The 20060-nt window shown below is 28.6% G+C and carries 17 protein-coding genes; 16 read left to right on the top strand and 1 reads right to left on the bottom strand.

The window, feature by feature from the left end:
- The first annotated feature begins 190 nt into the window (after positions 1-190).
- Positions 191-1843, top strand: a complete 1653-nt coding sequence (gene cplR / locus KGF39_RS02885) for an ABC-F type ribosomal protection protein CplR (protein ID WP_227821122.1) — start codon at positions 191-193, stop codon at positions 1841-1843.
- A gap of 214 nt (positions 1844-2057) precedes the next feature.
- Here cplR and KGF39_RS02880 read toward each other — a convergent pair whose 3' ends face one another.
- On the bottom strand, positions 2058-3833 hold the full coding sequence (locus KGF39_RS02880; RefSeq protein ID WP_227821121.1) for an NFACT RNA binding domain-containing protein: 1776 nt from the start codon (positions 3831-3833) through the stop codon (positions 2058-2060).
- 294 nt (positions 3834-4127) lie between these two features.
- Between KGF39_RS02880 and ltaE the strand changes: the two genes are divergently transcribed.
- From ltaE to pknB, 15 genes are all read left to right on the top strand, one after another.
- The gene (ltaE, locus tag KGF39_RS02875; RefSeq protein WP_227821120.1) at positions 4128-5162 is read left to right on the top strand and encodes a low-specificity L-threonine aldolase; all 1035 of its coding nucleotides are present in this window, start codon (positions 4128-4130) and stop codon (positions 5160-5162) included.
- Positions 5163-5451: 289 nt separating this feature from the next.
- On the top strand, positions 5452-6282 hold the full coding sequence (gene dapF / locus KGF39_RS02870; protein ID WP_054274576.1) for a diaminopimelate epimerase: 831 nt from the start codon (positions 5452-5454) through the stop codon (positions 6280-6282).
- Positions 6283-6285: 3 nt separating this feature from the next.
- On the top strand, positions 6286-7167 hold the full coding sequence (locus KGF39_RS02865) for a YicC/YloC family endoribonuclease (protein WP_227821119.1): 882 nt from the start codon (positions 6286-6288) through the stop codon (positions 7165-7167).
- A gap of 29 nt (positions 7168-7196) precedes the next feature.
- Positions 7197-7814 carry a guanylate kinase gene (gmk, locus tag KGF39_RS02860; RefSeq protein WP_054274574.1) on the top strand — a complete coding sequence of 206 codons (618 nt, stop codon included), beginning with the start codon at positions 7197-7199 and terminating at the stop codon, positions 7812-7814.
- A 2-nt stretch (positions 7815-7816) separates the two neighbouring features.
- Positions 7817-8083, top strand: coding sequence for a DNA-directed RNA polymerase subunit omega (rpoZ, locus tag KGF39_RS02855; protein WP_003416246.1), 267 nt, complete (start codon positions 7817-7819; stop codon positions 8081-8083).
- A 4-nt stretch (positions 8084-8087) separates the two neighbouring features.
- The gene (coaBC, locus tag KGF39_RS02850) at positions 8088-9287 is read left to right on the top strand and encodes a bifunctional phosphopantothenoylcysteine decarboxylase/phosphopantothenate--cysteine ligase CoaBC (protein WP_227821118.1); all 1200 of its coding nucleotides are present in this window, start codon (positions 8088-8090) and stop codon (positions 9285-9287) included.
- 244 nt (positions 9288-9531) lie between these two features.
- Positions 9532-12021, top strand: a complete 2490-nt coding sequence (priA, locus tag KGF39_RS02845) for a primosomal protein N' (protein ID WP_227821117.1) — start codon at positions 9532-9534, stop codon at positions 12019-12021.
- A gap of 17 nt (positions 12022-12038) precedes the next feature.
- Positions 12039-12479: a peptide deformylase gene (gene def / locus KGF39_RS02840; RefSeq protein ID WP_107595467.1), complete on the top strand. Its 441-nt coding sequence runs from the start codon at positions 12039-12041 to the stop codon at positions 12477-12479.
- A 14-nt stretch (positions 12480-12493) separates the two neighbouring features.
- Positions 12494-13423, top strand: coding sequence for a methionyl-tRNA formyltransferase (gene fmt / locus KGF39_RS02835; RefSeq protein WP_227821116.1), 930 nt, complete (start codon positions 12494-12496; stop codon positions 13421-13423).
- A 9-nt stretch (positions 13424-13432) separates the two neighbouring features.
- Positions 13433-14185 carry a DUF116 domain-containing protein gene (locus KGF39_RS02830; protein WP_227821115.1) on the top strand — a complete coding sequence of 251 codons (753 nt, stop codon included), beginning with the start codon at positions 13433-13435 and terminating at the stop codon, positions 14183-14185.
- A 66-nt stretch (positions 14186-14251) separates the two neighbouring features.
- Entirely contained in the window at positions 14252-14953 is a 702-nt protein-coding gene (locus KGF39_RS02825; protein ID WP_054274568.1) for a zinc metallopeptidase, read from the top strand.
- A 61-nt stretch (positions 14954-15014) separates the two neighbouring features.
- On the top strand, positions 15015-16340 hold the full coding sequence (gene rsmB, locus KGF39_RS02820; RefSeq protein ID WP_227821114.1) for a 16S rRNA (cytosine(967)-C(5))-methyltransferase RsmB: 1326 nt from the start codon (positions 15015-15017) through the stop codon (positions 16338-16340).
- Between the two features lie 7 nt (positions 16341-16347).
- A complete protein-coding gene (gene rlmN / locus KGF39_RS02815; protein WP_227821113.1) occupies positions 16348-17379 on the top strand; it encodes a 23S rRNA (adenine(2503)-C(2))-methyltransferase RlmN in 1032 nt (343 codons plus the stop codon).
- A 19-nt stretch (positions 17380-17398) separates the two neighbouring features.
- A complete protein-coding gene (locus tag KGF39_RS02810; protein ID WP_054274565.1) occupies positions 17399-18151 on the top strand; it encodes a Stp1/IreP family PP2C-type Ser/Thr phosphatase in 753 nt (250 codons plus the stop codon).
- A gap of 16 nt (positions 18152-18167) precedes the next feature.
- Positions 18168-20060: Stk1 family PASTA domain-containing Ser/Thr kinase (gene pknB, locus KGF39_RS02805; protein WP_227821112.1), on the top strand; the 1893-nt coding region annotated here is incomplete at its 3' end.

Below are 20060 nucleotides of genomic sequence, written 5' to 3'. Positions count from 1 at the left end.
AACTGGGACAATGAGAATATAATCTATTTTTTATAATTTAAAGTATTGTAATTTTTGAAAAGCCTATTTTGGTGGCTTTATTTGCGATGCTTAAATTAAGGAGAGTAGATTATAGTCTATACGTTTATTTGTTATGCCTATTTATATAAATCTCTCCTTATATTTAAGTGTATTAAGGAGGGATTTTTTTATGCTGTTAGTAAAAGTAGAGAGTTTAAAGAAATATTATGCTGATAAATTAATTTTAGATATAGATAAGTTTGAAGTGTCAGAAAATGACAAAATAGGTCTAGTTGGTTCAAATGGTCAAGGAAAAACTACATTATTAAAGGCAATATTAGGTGAAATAGAAATTGATGAAGGATATGTTTATCTTACAGATAGCTATTCTTATATAAGTCAAAGTGAAAATAATATTGAAACATGTAGTAATAGTAAAGAAAAGAGTCTTTTAAATGCTCCAGATAGATTTGAAGAGTATTTATCAGGAGGAGAAAAAGTTAAGCTAAAGATAGCAGATGCACTGAGTGATAAGAAAAATATAATAATAGCTGATGAGCCAACTTCAAATTTAGATAAAAAAAGTATTGGGATTTTAGAAGACATGTTTAAAAGGCATAAGGGAGCCTTATTATTAATATCTCATGATAGACATTTTCTAGACGAGTTATGTACAACTATATTAGAGCTAGAGGATGGAAAATTAAAAGCTTACAAAGGTAATTACACTGATTATTTAATGCAAAAAGATGAAGAAATAAAAAGAGCTGATTTTGAATATCAGGAATATATTAAAGAGAAAAAAAGGCTTGAAAAAGCTCTTTTGTATAAAAAAGCTTTAAGTGATGGTGTAAGAAAAACTCCAAAACGAATGGGTAATTCAGAAGCTAGGTTACACAAAATGGGTGGGCAGACTAATAAGAAAAAATTAGACTCAAATGTAAAGGCTATAAAAAGTAGAATTGATAAACTTGAGGTAAAGAATAAACCTAAAGCTTCTACAGAAATGAAGATTAAGATTCAAGAGGGTATGGAGATAATTAGTAAAAATCTAATAGAGATAAAGGATATGACTCTAAAGCTAGGGAATAAACTCCTGTTAGATAATGTTTCTTTTAAAATAAAAAGAGGCAAAAAGATAGCATTATTAGGTGATAATGGGTGTGGAAAAAGTACTTTGATAAAAGAAATATTGACCAATAAAAATGACCATATAAAAATAAATAACAAGGTGAAAGTAGGGTATTTTGACCAACATCAAAGTTTATTAGATGAGGAAAAGAGTGTTCTATATAATACTAAAGTAAATAGTTCATTTGATGAATATTTTATAAGGATAAACTTAAACCTATTTGGATTTAAAGGTGATGATGTCTACAAAAATGTAAAAGTACTCAGTGGAGGAGAAAAGGTAAAAATAGCACTATGTAAAATAATATTGGAAGATAATAATTTTTTAGTATTTGATGAGCCAACAAATTATTTGGATATAAAATCTATGGAGGCACTAGAAAAGGCAATGATAAACACTGATAAAACTATGCTTATAGTATCTCATGATAGAGTATTTGTATCACATATTTGTAACTATATTATAGACATAAAAGATTATAAAATAAGGGAGTTTGATTGTAATTATGATGACTATATAATTAACAGAAATAAAAAAACTCATAGTAGAGAAAGTCAAGCTAAAAAAGAAAATCTTTTAGTATTAGAAAATAGACTTACAAATGTTATATCTATGTTGTCTATAGAAAAGGATAATCTAAAAAAAGAACATTATGAATCAGAATACAATGAGTTACTAAAACAAATTAGCAGATTAAAAAATAGCTTTTAATATTAATTTTCTAATTATATTTGTCTAGAAGATTAAAGATACTCGTTATGAATATAAATGCAGTTATCAAAACATAAAAATAGTTTATTAGAAAATTAAAAGTGAGTTAAATAGAAAATGGTATTCTTATTGTATTTTATAAGAATACCACTTTTTTCATTTAGTATGGTAATATATGTTTATCTAGTATTAATTTTTGTATTTAGTGCAGAGATTATTCAGATTTAACTTTAAGTTTAGCTACTGTTTCTTCTTCAGGAGTAACATAAATAGTACTGTTAGTCTCATAAATAACCATACCTGGCTTAGAACCACTAGGTTTTTTTACGTTTTTTCTCTTAGTATAGTCTACAGGCACCTGAGAAGAAAGCTTTGACTTACTAAAAAATGCTGCCAGCATGGCTCCTTCAAATATAGTATTATCAGGTACTTCCTTACCAGCACACTTTATTATTACATGAGAACCAGGAATATTCTTTGTATGCATCCACAAATCGTCGTTATCAGCAAGTCTTAGTGTAAGATAGTCGTTCTGCTTATTATTTTTACCAACTAATATTTTAAACCCATCAGAAGATATAAATTCATGAGGTTTTGTAGAAGGGATAGTATCCTTTTTGCTGTTTTTCTTTTGAGTCTTGATATATCCAACCTTAGCAAGTTCCTCTTTTATGTCTTGTAATTCAGCCAAATTTTCACAATTTTCAATACTTAAAATTATATTTTCCAAGTAATCTATTTCTTCTTTATTTAATGAAATTTGATGAGATATTTCAATTTTAGCATGTTTCATTTTGTTGTACTTTTTAAAATATTTCTGAGCATTTTCAGATGGTGTCAAGTTTTTATTTAATTCTATTGTTATATCTTTACAATTTTCATCATAGAAATTGGCAACTTTAATGCTTTCCATACCTTTCTCTACCATATATATATAAGATGTAATTAGTTCGCCTTTTACTTTATAAATATCTGCATTTTCAGATTCTAACAATTCTTCTTCTTGCTTTCTAAGTTTGTTATAAAGTCTATCAAGTTTAACAGATATACTTTTCTTTAAATCAGAGGAGCGTTGATTAATTCTATCTTTAATATCTTTAGTTCTGTAGAAATCTTCCAGTATATTAGACATACTTTCCTTATTAATGTATGATAAATTATTGAATAGTGTAAGAGTGACACAACTGAAATCAACTACTTTATCTAATTTTTTATCTATAACAATACAAGGTGAAAATTTATTAGAGTTTATATCACTAAATAAATTGCAAAATTCTTTGTATAAAGAATTAAATTGATGACTAGATATATCTTTTATACTAGTGTTTTGATTTATATCTGCCCTGTAGCAAATTTCTTTAGCAATGGTAGGACTTATGCCTAGAAATTTAGAATATATAGACTTAAAAACAGAACCTTCAAATTCGTTAAGCCTTGTAATAAATAAATCCTTAGATATATCATCAAGAGGATTAAGTTTATCTTGCTTTGGTGGTAATGAGTAGATATGTCCAGGTAAAACTTGACGAACTCTACTTATACTAAAAGGCACTCTTTTTATAGAATCTATAATTTTATTGTCTTCACCATGAGTTACTATTATATTGCTGTGTCTTCCCATAATTTCAATCATAATATTCTTAATTGTCTTTTCTTTTAATTCATCTAAAGACTCAATGCTGATTTTTATTATTCTTTCAAAACCAATTTGAGAGATTTCTATAATATTTCCTCCTTGTATATACTTTCTAAGTAACATACAAAACATAGGTGCTTTTAGGGGGTTTTCTTTTTTATAATTACTTGTTAGATAAACCCTAGGATTTGAAGCACTTGCACTTAAAACCAATCTAAAATTTTCTTTATTATTTCTTATATTAAAAATTACCTCATCATCTTCAGGTTGATGAATCTTATCTATTTTTCCACCTGTAAGCTTTGATGATAATTCATCTACTATTGAATGTATAACTAATCCATCTAATGCCATATATAGCACCCCTTTCTTTGACTAAAATAAGTCAGTAAATTAATTATACACATAATATATGCTCTATGACTAGGGGGAATTTAAACAACATGGATTAATATATTATACTTACATGATATACTCACAGAAGGCTAGTCAGTATATTTTAAAACTTAATAATTTAAATTTGCTTAAATATAAAACAAATATAGTATAATTATTATGTAAAGAGTAACTTAATAAAAATATAAACTCTACAAAAATAAATAAATTTTAAAAGTGTATAGTCTATAAATATGAAAGAAGGTTGAAAAAATGAAATTTATTGATTTAAGAAGTGATACTGTTACTATGCCTACTGATGAAATGAGAGAAGCTATGGCAAAGGCTCCTGTTGGAGATTCAATCTTTAGAGATGACCCTACTGTAAATAAACTTGAAGAATTAGCAGCAGCTAAAGTTGGAAAAGAAGATGCAATTTTTCTTCCAAGTGGGACTTTTGGAAATCAGTTAGCTTTATTTACTCACTGTCTAAGAGGTCAAGAAATCATTATTGGTAAAGGTTATCACATTGTAACTCATGAGGTTGGAGCACCTGCTGTAATAGCTGGAGTTCAACTTAGAACTATAGATGAAGATGAAAATGGAGCACTTAATCCTGAACTTGTTGAAAAGGCAATTAGAAGAGATGACATACATGAACCACAGACAGGTCTTATATGTGTAGAAAATGCATATTCAGGTGGAACTGTTGTGAGTCTTGATAATTTAAGAGAAATTAAAAAAATAGCTGAGAAGCATAACTTACCAGTACATCTGGATGGAGCAAGATTATTCAATGCAGCATTAACTTTAGGTGTAGAAGCTAAAGAAATAGCAAAGTGTTGTGATAGTGTTATGTTCTGTGTATCAAAAGGTTTAGCTGCACCAATGGGGTCTATACTTGCTGGAAGTAAAGAATTTATAGCAAAAGCTAGAAGAAAGCAAAAAGTTATGGGTGGGGGAATGAGACAAGTTGGTATAGTTGCAGCTGCTGGTATAATCGCTATTGAAAAAATGACACTAAGATTAAATGAAGACCATGAAAATGCAAAATATTTAGCTTGTGAGTTAGATAAAATTGAAGGTATTGAAGTAAATAACACTAACCCAGACTTAAGTATGGTCTTCTTTAAAATGAATGAAGATGTCATAAAAGAAGATGTTTTGATAAAAGAGTTTTTTGAAAGAAATATAAAAATTAATAAAATGGAAAATGGGGAGTACAGATTTGTAACTCATGTAGATATTACTAGAGAAGATTTAGATTATGTTTTAAAAACACTTAAAGAGTTAATAGCTGTATGTTAATATGTATGTATTAAAGAAGAATTAAATCTAGCATGTTGAGTATTTTATTTTAAAAATTCATATACAGTTTAAACGAACTATACATAAAATTCATATGGAAATATTATGATATAAACATAGAAAGAACTAGCTTAAAACATAATATAATTACCCTAATTGTAATGGCAACTCTCCCTCACATCCTCAAATTATAGTTGTCATTACAAAACTTTTCCCATAAATTATAAGTTTATGGGAATTTTTTTATGTTATAATAGTTTAAGCGTTAATTTACGAAGGAGCGATACTTATGAAATTTTGGAAACTACATGGAATAGGGAATGATTTTATTGCAATAGATGGAAGATTCGACCATATAAATCCATCAAATTATACTATTTTAGCAAAAAAAGTATGTCATAGAAGATTTTCTGTAGGGGCGGATGGCTTGTTAGTTGTGAAAGATTCAAAAGTTGCAGATGTAGAAATGGTATATTACAATTCTGATGGCTCAAGAGCAGCAATGTGTGGAAATGGTCTTAGATGTTTTTGTAAATTTGTTTATGATAATGGTATAGTTAAAAAAGAAAATTTTACAGTAGATACATTAGATGGTGTAAAAGATATAAAAATAAATCTTATTAATGGAGAAATAAACTCCATAAGAGTCAATATGGGAGAAGGAAGTTTTATAGCTAAAGATGTCCCTGTATCTACAGATAAAGAACGTTTTGTGCAAGAAAGTATAAAAGTTTTAGATAGGGAATTTAAGGTTACTTCTATGTTGATGGGAGTTCCTCATACAGTAGTTATAGTAGATGAGTTAGATGTAGATGATGTTTGTAAGTATGGAAAAGAGATTGAAAATAATAAAATATTTCCTAAAAAAACGAATGTAAATTTTGTAAAGGTAGAAGATAAGTATAATATACATGTTTACACATGGGAAAGAGGTTGCGGATATACTTTAGGTTGTGGTACTGGTATGACTGCATCAGCAATAATATGTAATTTGCTTAACATGGTAGAAAGTAGTGTAAATGTAACTTCTCAAGGTGGAACAGTTAAAATAGATATAGGAGATTTCTATTATATGACAGGTCCAGCAGTAAAAATATGTGAAGGTGTTTTGGAGGTTTAATTAATGGCTATAAGTATGACTGGTTTTGGAAGAGGAGAATACAAAGATGATAATTATTACTTTTTAGTAGAGTGTAAAACAATAAATCATAAGTATTCAGATATAAACATACGTTTTCCAAGAAAAATTTCATTTTTAGAGGATAAGGTTAGAAATTTAGTAAAAAATTATGTAAAAAGAGGAAGAGTAGATTTATACATAAAATTTGACTTATTAGGTAAAGAAGATGTAAACTTAAACTTTGATGAGGGATTAGCATCTCAATATATAGATATACTAAAAGAAATAAAAAATAAATTTGACATTATAGATGATATTAGTGTTATGAATGTTGCAAAGTTTCCTGATATTGTGAAAATAGAAGAAAAAGAAGAAGATGAAGATTTATTATGGTCAATGTTGAATCAAGCAGTTGAAGATGCATTAATCAAATTAAAAGAAATGAGAAGTGAAGAAGGTAAAAAATTAGCTGAAGATATTACCATGAGATGTGATTTATTAAAAAATCACATAGAAGAAATTGAAAAATATTCAAGTAGTGTTGTAGAAGATTATAGAGAAAAATTGAATTTGAGAATAAGTGAATTGTTGGATGACCCTAGTATAATAGATGAGAATAGATTAGCACAAGAAGTTGCAATATATGCAGATAAAAGCAGTATAACAGAAGAAATAGTTAGATTTAAAAGTCATATAGGTCAACTTAAAAATACTATATTTAAAGACGACTCTATAGGTAGAAAAATAGATTTCTTGATACAAGAGATGAATAGAGAAACTAACACTATAGGTTCGAAGTCATCTGACATAAATATAACTAATTTAGTAGTGGAAGTAAAAAGCGAATTAGAAAAAATAAGAGAACAAATACAAAATATAGAGTAAGAATACAATATTAGAAGGGGAATGCTTAAATGTTTGCGAAAAAAGGATTATTGCTAGTTGTATCAGGACCATCAGGTGCAGGAAAAGGTACTATTTGCAAAGAACTACTTAAAGAAAATGATACAATAAAACTTTCTGTATCAGCTACTACAAGAAAACCAAGAACTGGAGAAGTTGATGGAGTAAATTATTTCTTCATAAGCAAGGAAAAGTTTGAAGAAATGATAAAAAAAGGTGAGTTTTTGGAGTATGCTCAAATTTATGATAATTTTTATGGGACTCCAAAAGCAGCAATAATGGAATGTTTAGAAAGAGGACAGGATGTACTATTAGAAATTGAAATGCAAGGAGCAAAACAAATAAAAGAAGTTTGTCCAGAGGGAGTATTTATATTTGTACTACCACCATCACTTAAAGAATTAAAAAATAGAATTGTTGGAAGAGGTACAGAAACAGAAGCTGAAATAGAGAAGAGATTTAGTTGTGCATATGAAGAAATTAAAATGATTAAGGATTATGATTATTTTATATTTAATGAAGATGTAAAAACATCTGCTAAAGAAATAGAAGGTATAATATCATCTGAAAAGAATAAAGTTAGCAGATATAAAAATATTATAATAGAGAAATTCAAGGAGGAATTATAATTATGTTAAAACCATCTATCAATGAGGTACTAGAAAAAATAGACAACAGATACTATTTAGTAGGAACTGTTTCAAAGAGAGCAAGAAAATTAATTGATGGAGAAGAACCATATGTTTCAAATAAAGCTAAGGAAAAACCTGTATGTGTAGCAACTAAAGAAGTTGCAAGTGGAAAAATAACATATAGATTATTGACAGAGGAAGAAATAGAAATCGAAGAAGCTAGACACCATGCTGAGCAACACCAACAAATTTCAGAAGAGGAGTAAGGTCATGCTAAAAGATAAAACTGTTGTAATTGGTATAAGCGGTGGAATAGCTGCATATAAGGCTTGTGATGTTGTAAGTAAGTTAAAAAAACTAAATGCAAATATCCATGTTATAATGACAAAATCAGCAACAGAATTTGTTAAACCACTTACATTTCAATCACTGAGTCAAAATTATGTAGTAGAAGATATGTTTGAAGAACCAAAAACTTGGGAAGTTGAGCATATATCATTAGCAAAAAAAGCAGATTTATTCTTAATAGTGCCAGCAAGTGCAAATGTTATAGGAAAGATTGCAAATGGTATAGCTGACGATATGTTAACAACTACTGTTATGGCAACCAAAGCACAGGTTCTGATGGCACCAGCTATGAATACTAATATGTATGAAAATCCAATTGTACAAAAAAATATACAAACTTTAAAGAGCTTTGGATATAAATTTATTGAACCAGAAAGTGGAAGACTTGCATGTGGAGATATTGGAGCAGGTAAACTAGCTAATCCAGATGTAATAGTGGAGGAAGTTTTAGCTAATCTTACTAAAGAGCAAGATTTAAAAGGTCAAAGTATAATAGTTACAGCTGGCCCAACTGTAGAAAGTATAGACCCAGTAAGATATCTAACTAATAGGTCTTCTGGAAAAATGGGATATTCTATAGCAAGAGAAGCTATATCTAGAGGTGCTGATGTAACATTAATATCAGGTCCTACAAATCTTTCTATTCCACAAAACCTTAAAAAGTTTGTTCAAATAGAGTCAGCACAAGATTTATATGAAGCAGTAGTATCAAATTTAAGTGAAAATAAAATAGTAATTCAAAGTGCAGCAGTTGCAGATTATAAACCAAAAACTTATTCTGACAAGAAAATTAAAAAGAAGAATGATGATTTATCAATAGAACTAAGTAGGAATTATGATATTGCTTATGAAATAGGAAAAATAAAAGAAGATAAGATATTAGTAGGATTTGCAGCTGAAACTAATGACCTTATAGAACATGCCAAAGGAAAAATAGAAAAGAAAAATCTAGATTTTATTGTGGCAAATGATTTAACCAAAGAGGGTGCTGGTTTTAGAGCTGATACTAATATTGTAAAAATAATAGATGTAGAAGGAAATATTACTGAGTATCCTAAAATGAAAAAAGAAGAAGTAGCCAATGTTATTTTAGATAAAATTAAAGCATTGCTTGAGAAATAAGACCTTTTTTAAATATGATATTTGTGTATTTTATCACAGCTAAAGTGGCTGAAAGCTGCAATTTAATTTTAGCGAGTAAAAACTCGCAAATGTCAGTTAAATTGTAGTTTTCAGCATTTATTTTGTCATAAAGTATAAAATATAACTAATAGTTAATTATTAAAATAGAGTTAATATTAATAACTTGAAATTGTTTATATATTAGAATATGAACAGTAGATTAAATTTAAGTAGAGGTTTTACAATGAAAAAATATGCAAAGGTAATAGTTAGAAGTAATACTATATACACAGATAATTTATTTACATATCAAATTCCTGTATTTTTATCTGAGGTCATAAAAATTGGACACAGAATATTAGTACCATTTGGAAAAGGTAATAAACCAACAGAAGCCTTTGTATTTCAACTTACAGATAGCTTAGATGAAAAAATAAAAATAAAAGAAATTATTGATATATTAGATGAAAATCCAATATTTAGAAAAGAAGACTTAGAATTGGTTTATTGGATGAAAAATAGATATTTGTGTACTTATATAGAATGTATAAATTTGATATATCCAAGAGGATATAAATTAAATAATTATAAAGTAGTCTTATTAGGTGAAAATTTAAGTGGATTAAATGATACTGAATTAAAGAAAAAAATATCAACTTTAAGTGATAAAAATAGAGAAATAGTAGAGAAAGTAATTGATAATAAAGGTAAAATTAAGGTTGATAAGTTAAAATATATACCAAACCTAAATAGTTCTTTATACACAATGAATAAAAATGGAATTATAAAATTATGTTGGGAATACAAAAATCATAAAAATGAGAAGAAAGTATGTTATATATCTTTGAGCTTGGAAAGTGATAAAATTGACGATTATATAGAACAAAATAAAATAAATGTAGGAAGTAAACAAAAACAGATATTAAGTTTTCTTAAAAATAATGAAAATGTAGAGATAAATGATTTATTGGATTTATTAAATGCTTCAAAACAAAGTATAAATTCTTTAAATAAGAAAAAGTTGATAACTCTAGAATTTAAGGATTATTATAGAGAACCAAAAAGTATTTACAAATCCATATCAAAAAGTATAAAATTAAACAATGAGCAACAACAAGCGGTTGATGAGATAAAGTCGAATATGTTTATGGATAATAAAAAACCATACTTAATTCATGGAGTAACTGGAAGTGGAAAAACTGAAGTTTATATGGAAATAATAGAGTTTGCTTTAAGTCAAGGTTTAGATAGTATATTCTTAGTACCTGAGATAGCATTAACTCCTCAAACAATAGATAGGTTAAAGAGTAGGTTTGGAGATTTAGTTGGAGTGTTTCACAGTAAACTATCTGAAGGAGAAAAACATGATGTTTATAAGGCTGTCAAAGCAGGGAAAGTAAGAGTTTTAATTGGAGCTAGGTCGGCTCTATTTGCACCTTTTAATTCTTTAGGATTGATAATAATTGATGAATTTCATGAGTCATCATATAAGTCTGAGAAGAATCCAAAATTTAATGCTATAGAAGTGGCTAGATTTATGGCATTAAAAAATAATTTAACTCTTATTTTAGGTTCAGCAACACCTTCAATTGAAGAGTATTATAGGGCAAAATCAGGTGAATACAAACTTATAAATATAAAGAGGAGAGCAAATGATAAACCTCTTCCAAATATTGAAGTGGTAGACATGAAAGATGAACTAGATAAAGGCAATAAAAGTATATTTAGTCTGAAACTCCAAAAAGAAATAAGTTGTGCGATTGAAGAAAATAGTCAAGTAATACTTTTTTTAAATAGAAGAGGTTATGCAAATTTTGTATCTTGTAGAAAGTGTGGATATGTGTTCCAATGTGAAAATTGTGATATATCTTTAACTTATCATAAGAAAAGTAATACTGGAAGATGCCACTATTGTGGATATGAGAAAGAAATTCCAAAAGAGTGTCCTGAATGTAAAAGTAATTATGTTAAAACATTTGGAGCTGGAACTCAAAAAATTGAGGAGGAATTAAAATATATTTTTCCAGATATAAAAACTTTGAGAATGGATAAGGATACAACTTCAAAAAAAGGTGCTTTAGATGAGATACTAAATAAATTCAAAGATAAAGAAGCTAATGTACTGATTGGAACACAGATGTTAAGTAAAGGGCTGGATTTTGAGAATGTAACTTTAGTAGGTATTTTATCTGCAGATATGATACTAAATTTTCCAGATTTTAAAAGTTTTGAAACTACATTTCAATTGATAACTCAAGTTTCTGGAAGAGCAGGGAGAGCAGATAAAGAAGGAAAAGTAGTGCTTCAAACCTATGATACTGAACACTATGCTATTAAGCATGCTATTGAATATGATTATAAAGGTTTTTATGAGGATGAGATAAAAATAAGAAAAGCGTTTGGATATTCTCCTTTTAATAACATGTTGAGTGTAGTTGTTAGTGGTGAAGATGAGAGATTAGTGGTAAAAAATATAAAAAATATGCATGCATCATTGATTTTTTTATTAGAAAAAAGGGGTATAAATGATTTAGGATTTATATTAGGACCAAACCCATGTTCAATATCAAAAATAAATCAAAATTATAGATGGCAGATACTCTTTAAAGATGAAAATATTGAAATTAATCTGTTAAAGGGTATAATAAAATATATATGTATAACAAAACGAGATTTGATATTTGATAAGAATATCAATGTATCTATAGATATTAATCCAAATAGTGTATTATAAATTTAGGAGGAAGTACAATGGCTTTAAGACAAATAGTTCAAATAGGAGAACCAGTATTAAGAAAGAAATCAAAAAAGGTTGAAAAAATTGATGAAAAGATAATACAATTATTAGATGATATGGCAGAAACTATGTATGATGCAGAAGGTGTCGGATTAGCTGCACCTCAAGTTGGAATTTTAAAAAGAGTAGTAGTAATAGATGTTGGAGAAGAGCTTATAGAACTTATAAATCCTGAAATAATAGAAACATCTGGAGAGCAAATAGATGAAGAAGGGTGTTTAAGTGTTGTTGGAGAAGCTGGAGAGGTTAGAAGACCAAATTATGTAAAAGTTAGAGCTTTAAATAGAAATGGTGAAACAGTAGAGTTAGAAGGAGAAGAACTTTTAGCTAGAGCATTTTGTCATGAAATAGACCACTTAGATGGAATTCTATTTGTTGATAAAATAGAAAAGTAGTAGGAGTTGATTTGATGAAAATAGTATTTATGGGAACTCCAGATATAGCAGTTCCTTGTTTACAAAAAATAATAGATGAGAAGTATGAAATATTAGGTGTTGTAACTCAACCAGATAAACCAAAAGGAAGAGGTAAAAAACTGGGTATGAGCCCAGTAAAAGAACTTGCAATTGGAAATAATATACCTGTATATCAACCAATCAAGGCTAGAGATAAAGAATTTATAGATACAATGAAATCTTTAAATCCAGATGTAATAGTGGTTGTAGCTTTTGGGCAGATACTTCCAAAAGAAATATTAGAAATTCCTAGACGTGGATGTATAAATGTTCATGTTTCTTTACTTCCAAAATATAGAGGTGCGGCACCTATAAATTGGGTAATAATAAATGGTGAAGAAAAGACTGGTGTTACAACTATGTACATGGATGAAGGTCTGGATACTGGAGATATGATACTAAAGACAGAAGTAAATCTTGATGAAAATATAACAGCAGGAGAACTTCATGATAAAATGATGAATATAGGAGCAGAAACTTTAAAAGAAACATTAAAGTTAATTGAAGAAGGAACTGCACCAAGAGAAGTACAAAATCATGAGGAATTTTCTTATGCTCCAATAATGAATAAATCATTAGGTAATATAGATTTTTCAAAAAGTGCTAGGAAGATACATAATTTAGTTAGAGGTGTAAATCCATGGCCAAGTGCTTATACTACCTACAATGGTGTTACAATGAAAATTTGGAAAACTAAAGTGTTAAATGAAAAAAGTACTAAAGGTGCAGGTACGATAATTGATGTAAGTAAAGAAGGAATAAAAGTAAGTACTAGAGATAAGGTGCTTTTAATCGAAGAAATTCAGATGCCAAATAAAAAGAGAATGTTGGTTGGTGAATATATAAAAGGGAATACTATAGAAACTGGTTTAGTATTGGGTTAGGTGAAAAGTATGACAGATATAAAGAAGTATTTAACAAGTGTTGGGATTTTAATTTTAATATTATGGATTTTGATAGGAGTTGTAAATTTTTTTATAATAAATTTAACTCAAATATTTTCTTTAGCAATAAATATTATAATAATATCACTAATACTTATAATACTATGTTCAACAGCAGTTACTTATAGAGTAATTAAAGGAAAGAATATTAACTCAAATATAATGAAAATAAATTTTAAGATTGTCAGTGGATTATTTCCCATTATATCTTTCATTGCATCATCATTTGGTATGTCAAAAAGTGAGATTAGAAGGATATATATAAAGTTAAATAATGAATATATATACAGTAATAAATATAATTTTAATCCAGAGGATATAATAATTTTAATACCTCATTGTATTCAAGAGAATAGTTGTAAATTAAAAGTTACTAATGATATAGATAATTGTAAAGAATGTGGAAGATGCAACATAGGAGAATTAATTAAGCTAAAGGAAAGAACTAATGTAAAAATATTTGTAGCTACAGGAGGAACTCTAGCTAGAAAAATCATAATAGAAAATAAACCTGAAGCTGTTATAGCTGTTGCATGTGAAAGAGATTTAACGTCTGGAATACAAGATATTAAAAAGATTCCTGTTTTAGGTGTATTTAACAAAAGGCCTAATGGACCTTGTGTAAATACTAATGTAGATATGGTAGATATTGAAAAAGCTATAGACTTTTTAACAGGAAAAAATATATTAGCTTACAATTAAACTGTTTTTAAGTTATGTGAATATTAAGAGGATGTATAAAAAATATATTTTAGGAGAGTGTTATTTATGTACCCTATGTATGGCGGTTTTTGGGGATTTGACCCAACAATGGTTATATTAATTCCAGCTATATTATTTACTGTATATGCACAATTTAAAGTAAGTTCAACAACAAATAAGTATTTAAGAGTAAATGCACGTAGAGGATATACTGGAGAGCAAACAGCAAGAAGAGTGCTTGATTCAAATGGTTTGTATGATGTAAAGATAGAAATGGTTAGAGGGCATCTAAGTGACCATTATGACCCAAGAAGAAAGGCTGTAAGACTGTCAGAAGATGTATATTATGGAACATCTATAACTTCTGTTGCAGTAGCTGCACATGAATGTGGTCATGCGATACAACATGCTAAAGGTTACGCACCTCTTCAAATAAGAAGTAGCTTAGTACCAGTAGTAAATTTTGCTTCAAGTATATCTTGGTTTTTAATATTTATAGGATTTATTATGGCTGGTCCATTTTTAGAAATTGGGATACTATTATTTTCAGCTTCAGTATTATTCCAAATAATAACATTACCTGTAGAATTTAATGCTTCAAGTAGAGCAATCGTTCAACTTGGAAATTTAGGTATTATAGATGAGAGTGAGTCAAGACAAAGTAGAAAAGTACTTTCAGCAGCAGCTTTAACATATGTTGCAGCAGCGTTGGTTTCAATACTTCAATTACTTAGATTGTTACTGATAGCTCAAAGAAGAAATGACTAAAAGTAAAGTGGGTTGTTTAGAAACAACCCTTTTTTATGTTTAATAAAAGGGAGAAATTTATATGGATGCAAGAAAAATTGGATTTAAAGTATTATGTGATATAGAGAAAAATGATAACTATTCAAATATTGCAATAAATAAACATTTTAAAAATTTAGAAATAAGTGACATGGATAGAGGGCTTGCAACAGAATTAATCTATGGAGTAGTAGAAAATAAGTATTATTTAGATTATATAATCAATAAACTTTCAAAAATAAAAGTAAAAAAAATGTCAACTTATGTTAAAATCTTTTTAAGAATGGGAACATATCAGATTTTGTTTTTGGATAGTATATCTGATTATGCAGCAGTTAATGAAACTGTAAAATTATCTAAGAAATATGATAAAAAGTCTTCTGGTTTCATAAATGCTATTCTTAGAAATGAAATAAGAAACAAAGATACTATAATGGACATAACTGATGAAGATAGTGTAAAATACTTATCAATAAAGTATTCTTACAATTCTTGGATTATAAAAAATTGGATGGATAAATTTGGACAAGAATTTACTGAAGATTTGTTGGAAGCGAACAATGAAAAGCCTAGTATCTATATAAGGACAAACACACTTAAAATAAGCAGAGAAGAACTTATTGAAAAGTTAAATGAAATGGGCATTACATGTTTAAAAGTTTCTATGGTAGAAGAAGCTATTAAAGTCGAAAAAATGAAAAATATAGAAAATAATGAATTATTTAAGGCTGGTTTATTTACAATTCAAGATATAAGCTCTATGATAGTAGGGAAAGTAATTAATCCAAGAGAAGGTTCTTTTGTTTTGGATGTATGTAGTGCTCCTGGAGGGAAATCTACTCACTTAGCTACTTTAATGAACAATACTGGTCACGTAGTAGCTAGAGATATTTTTGAGCACAAACTAAAGCTCATAAAGTCTACTGTAAACAGATTAGGTCTTAAAAATGTATGTGTAGAAAAATTTGATGCTTCTGAGATTGATGAAAAGAGTATAAGTAAATTTGATTATGTTTTAGCAGACGTTCCTTGCTCTGGGTTTGGTATAATAAGACGTAAACCAGAGATTAAATATAAGAAAGAAGAAGAGTTAAGAGACATTACTTCTATACAAAAGAAAATTCTAGAAAATGCATCTAAGTATGTTAAAATTGGTGGAACTTTAGTATATAGTACATGTACAATTCAAGATGTGGAAAATATAAGTATAATTACTTCTTTTATTGAAGAAAATAATAATTTTCAATTGACTCCAATTGATGCAGTAAATGTAGACTTGGACAATCAGGATAAAGGGTATTTAAAGATATATCCTCATGTCCACGGTATAGATGGTTTTTTCATAGCAAAATTAAAAAGAATAAGGTAGTGAGAGAATGAAAAAGAAAAAAGTAGTATTAAAAAATTTTACTGAAGATGAACTTAAAGAATTTATGAAAACTATAGATGAAAAGCCCTTTAGAGGAAGTCAAATATTCTCTTGGATATATAAGGGTGCAAAAACTTTTGATGATATGAATAATATACCAAAAAGTTTGAGAAACAAATTAGAAGAAGTTTCATGTATAGGACATATAGATATAGAATTAAAGTTGGAATCTAAGGTGGATAGTACAAAAAAATATTTGTTTTTATTAGATGATGGAAATATAATAGAAACTGTGATGATGGATTATAATAGTAGAGTTACTGTATGTGTATCTAATCAAGTTGGCTGTAGGATGGGATGTAATTTCTGTGCATCTACAATGGATGGATTGATTAGAAACTTAGAGCCATGGGAGATTTTAGACCAAGTTATTAAAATTCAAGAAGATACTGGTAAAAGGGTATCAAATCTTGTGTTGATGGGAAGTGGTGAACCACTTGATAATTTTGAGAATACAAAACAATTTTTAAAAATAATTAACGAAAAAAATGGTCTTAATATAGGGTATAGACATATAACTCTTTCAACTTGTGGAATAGTACCTAAAATGTATGAATTGGCAGATTTAGAAATAGCTATAAATTTAGCTTTATCACTTCATTCACCATATGATGAAGAAAGAAGAAAAATTATGCCTGTAGCAAATGCTTATTCTATTAAAGAAATATTAGATGCTTGTAGATATTATATAAAAAAAACAAATAGAAGGGTCACATTTGAATATTCTCTTATAAAAGGAGTGAATGATTCAGAAAAAGAAGCAAAAGCATTAGCTAAGCTCTTAAAAGGTATGCTATGTCATGTAAATTTAATACCAATAAATAAAGTTGAAGAAAGAGAATATGAAAAGCCAGATAAAGCATTTATTTATAAGTTTAGGGATAGTTTGGAGAAAAACAACATACCTGCCACAGTTAGGATGTCTATGGGTTCTGATATTAGTGGAGCTTGTGGTCAATTGAGAAGAAAATACAAGTAATTTGTAAGGAGGAAGTCGTATGGTTTATAGTTGTGCCTCACATATAGGGAAAATAAGAAAAAATAATGAAGACTATTGTGAGGGAGAAGTTATAGATACAGAACATGGTCCAGTAGGAATATTTGCCATAGCTGATGGAATGGGTGGACATAAAAAAGGTGAGGTCGCCAGTAAATTAGCAGTAGAAAACATAATTGATTTTCTAAAAGAAAACTTATTACAACATGATAACGTAAAAATAGACTATATAGATGATATATTAAAACAGGCTTATAATAATGTAAACTCAATTGTGCACAAAAAATCTATGGAAGATATAGAATTTGAAGGAATGGGAACTACATTAGTTACAGCTATAGTGTATAATAATGTCTTATATGTGGCAAATGTTGGAGATAGCAGATGTTATTTGTTAACAGATGAAAAATTTGATAAAATAACTATAGACCATTCCGTGGTTGAAGAACTTATGATGGCTCATGTTATTACAGAAGAAGAGGCAAGAATACATCCACAAAGGAATAGAATAACTAGAGCAATTGGAACAGATGATATGGTTGTTGTAGATATTTTTAAGAAAGATATCAAAAAAAGTGATATAATACTTCTTGCGACAGATGGATTAACTGGGTTTATTAATGATGAAGATATAAGAGATTTAATATTAGATTATGAATATGAGAGAATTACCAATATAAGTGAAGAGTTGATAAGTATGGCCAATGATGTTTCTGGTAAAGATAATGTTTCGGTTATAGTGATAAAAGTATAATTAGGACGGTGATATTGTGGGAGATACAATTTTAGGAAATCGATATGAAATCATCAGGAAGATTGGTGATGGAGGAATGGCCTTTGTATATGAGGCAAAAGACAGGTTATTAAACAGGACTGTTGCACTTAAGGTACTTAGACCTGAATTTGTAGATGACGATGAGTTTTTAACAAAATTTAAAAGAGAGGCAGAGGCAGTAGCAAGTCTTTCCCATCCAAATATAGTAAATGTTTATGATGTTGGTGAAGATGGAAAAGTTCACTATATTGTAATGGAATTTGTAGATGGAAAGAATCTAAAAGAGATTATACAAGATGAAGGTATATTAGATGAATATACTGCATTAGATATAACAAAACAAATAGCTATGGCACTTAGCGCTGCACATAAAAAGGGGATTATACATAGAGATATAAAACCTCATAATATTCTAATATCCAATGAAGGAAGAGTAGTAAAAGTAGCTGATTTTGGTATAGCTAAAGCTGTTTCAAACTCAACAATGACCAATATTGGTAGTATAATAGGCTCAGTGCACTATTTTTCACCAGAACAGGCTAAAGGTAAATTTGTAACTAATAATGCTGATTTATATTCTTTAGGTATAGTTTTATATGAAATGTTGATAGGAAAAGTTCCATTTAGAGGAGACAGTCCAATTTCTATAGCACTTCAACATATTAATGATGATATAGATTTTACATCAGAAGAAAAAGTTAGGATTCCTCAAAGTGTAAGAACTACAATAAAAAAACTTACAGAAAAATCTAGTGCAGACAGATACCAAACTGCTGAAGAGTTGATAGAAGATATAGAGTATATAGAAAAAAATATTGATTTAGATTTTATAAAAGAATATGATGATTTTGCAACTAAGAAAATTGATGAAAGAGAAATTAATAAAGTTATAAATCCAGTACCTGTAAAGCCAACACTTGAAAAGGTAGCTAAACCTGTTGAAGTTGCTGATTTAGACGATGATGAAGATTATTATGATGATTTTTATGAAGATGAAGAAGATGAAGAAGATGAGGAAGAGATAATGAGAGCTAAAAAGAACCAGAAACCTAAGAATACTCCAAGTAAGAGGATTAAGAAAAAGAAGAAAAAACAGGAAAGTCCAAAGGCAAGAAGAAGATTAAAAGTAATTGCAGCTGTTTTGATACTGATACTATGCACTCAAGTATTCTTAGCATATAAGTTTTTATTTGCAGGAGGATTTGGCAATAAATCTTTGACTGTTCCTAATCTTGTAAATATGCCATTAGAAGAAGCTCAAAGTGCTGTTGAAAAAGAAGGATTATCCTTAAGTGTAAAAAGTGAAGAGTATAGTAGTGAAGTTGATAAAAATTGTATAATATCACAGACACCTGAAGGTGGAAGTACAAATGTCAAAAAGGGTGATACTATAAATGTTGTTGTAAGTAAAGGTTCAAATCAGGCTTCTGTTCCTAATGTAGTGGGACTTACTTTAAGTAATGCAAAACAACTTATTGAAGAAAATAACTTAAAAGTAGGGACAGTTAAGTATGAATATAGTTCAATATATAAAGAAGGTACTATTTTAAATCAGAGCCCAGGAGCTAGTTCATCAAGAGTTCAAGAGGGGGATGAAATAAATTTATATGTAAGTAAAGGTTCAGAGAAGTCAAATACACAGACTCCGACAACACCAAATAAAACACCAACAACACCAGATGATGATACTACAACAGGACCTGGTTCAAACTCAGGAAACAGTGGAGGAAACTCAGGAGGTTCAAATTCAGGAAATAATGGAGGAAACTCAGGAGGCTCAAACTCAGGAAATAATGGAGGAAACTCAGGAGGTTCAAACTCAGGAAATAATGGAGGAAATTCAGGAGGCTCAAATTCAGGAGATAATGGAGGAAACTCAGGAGGTTCA

The organism is Clostridioides sp. ZZV14-6345 (genome assembly GCF_020657775.1).
Lineage (GTDB): Bacteria > Bacillota > Clostridia > Peptostreptococcales > Peptostreptococcaceae > Clostridioides > Clostridioides difficile_D.
This window is presented reverse-complemented; position numbering and strand designations above follow the sequence as displayed.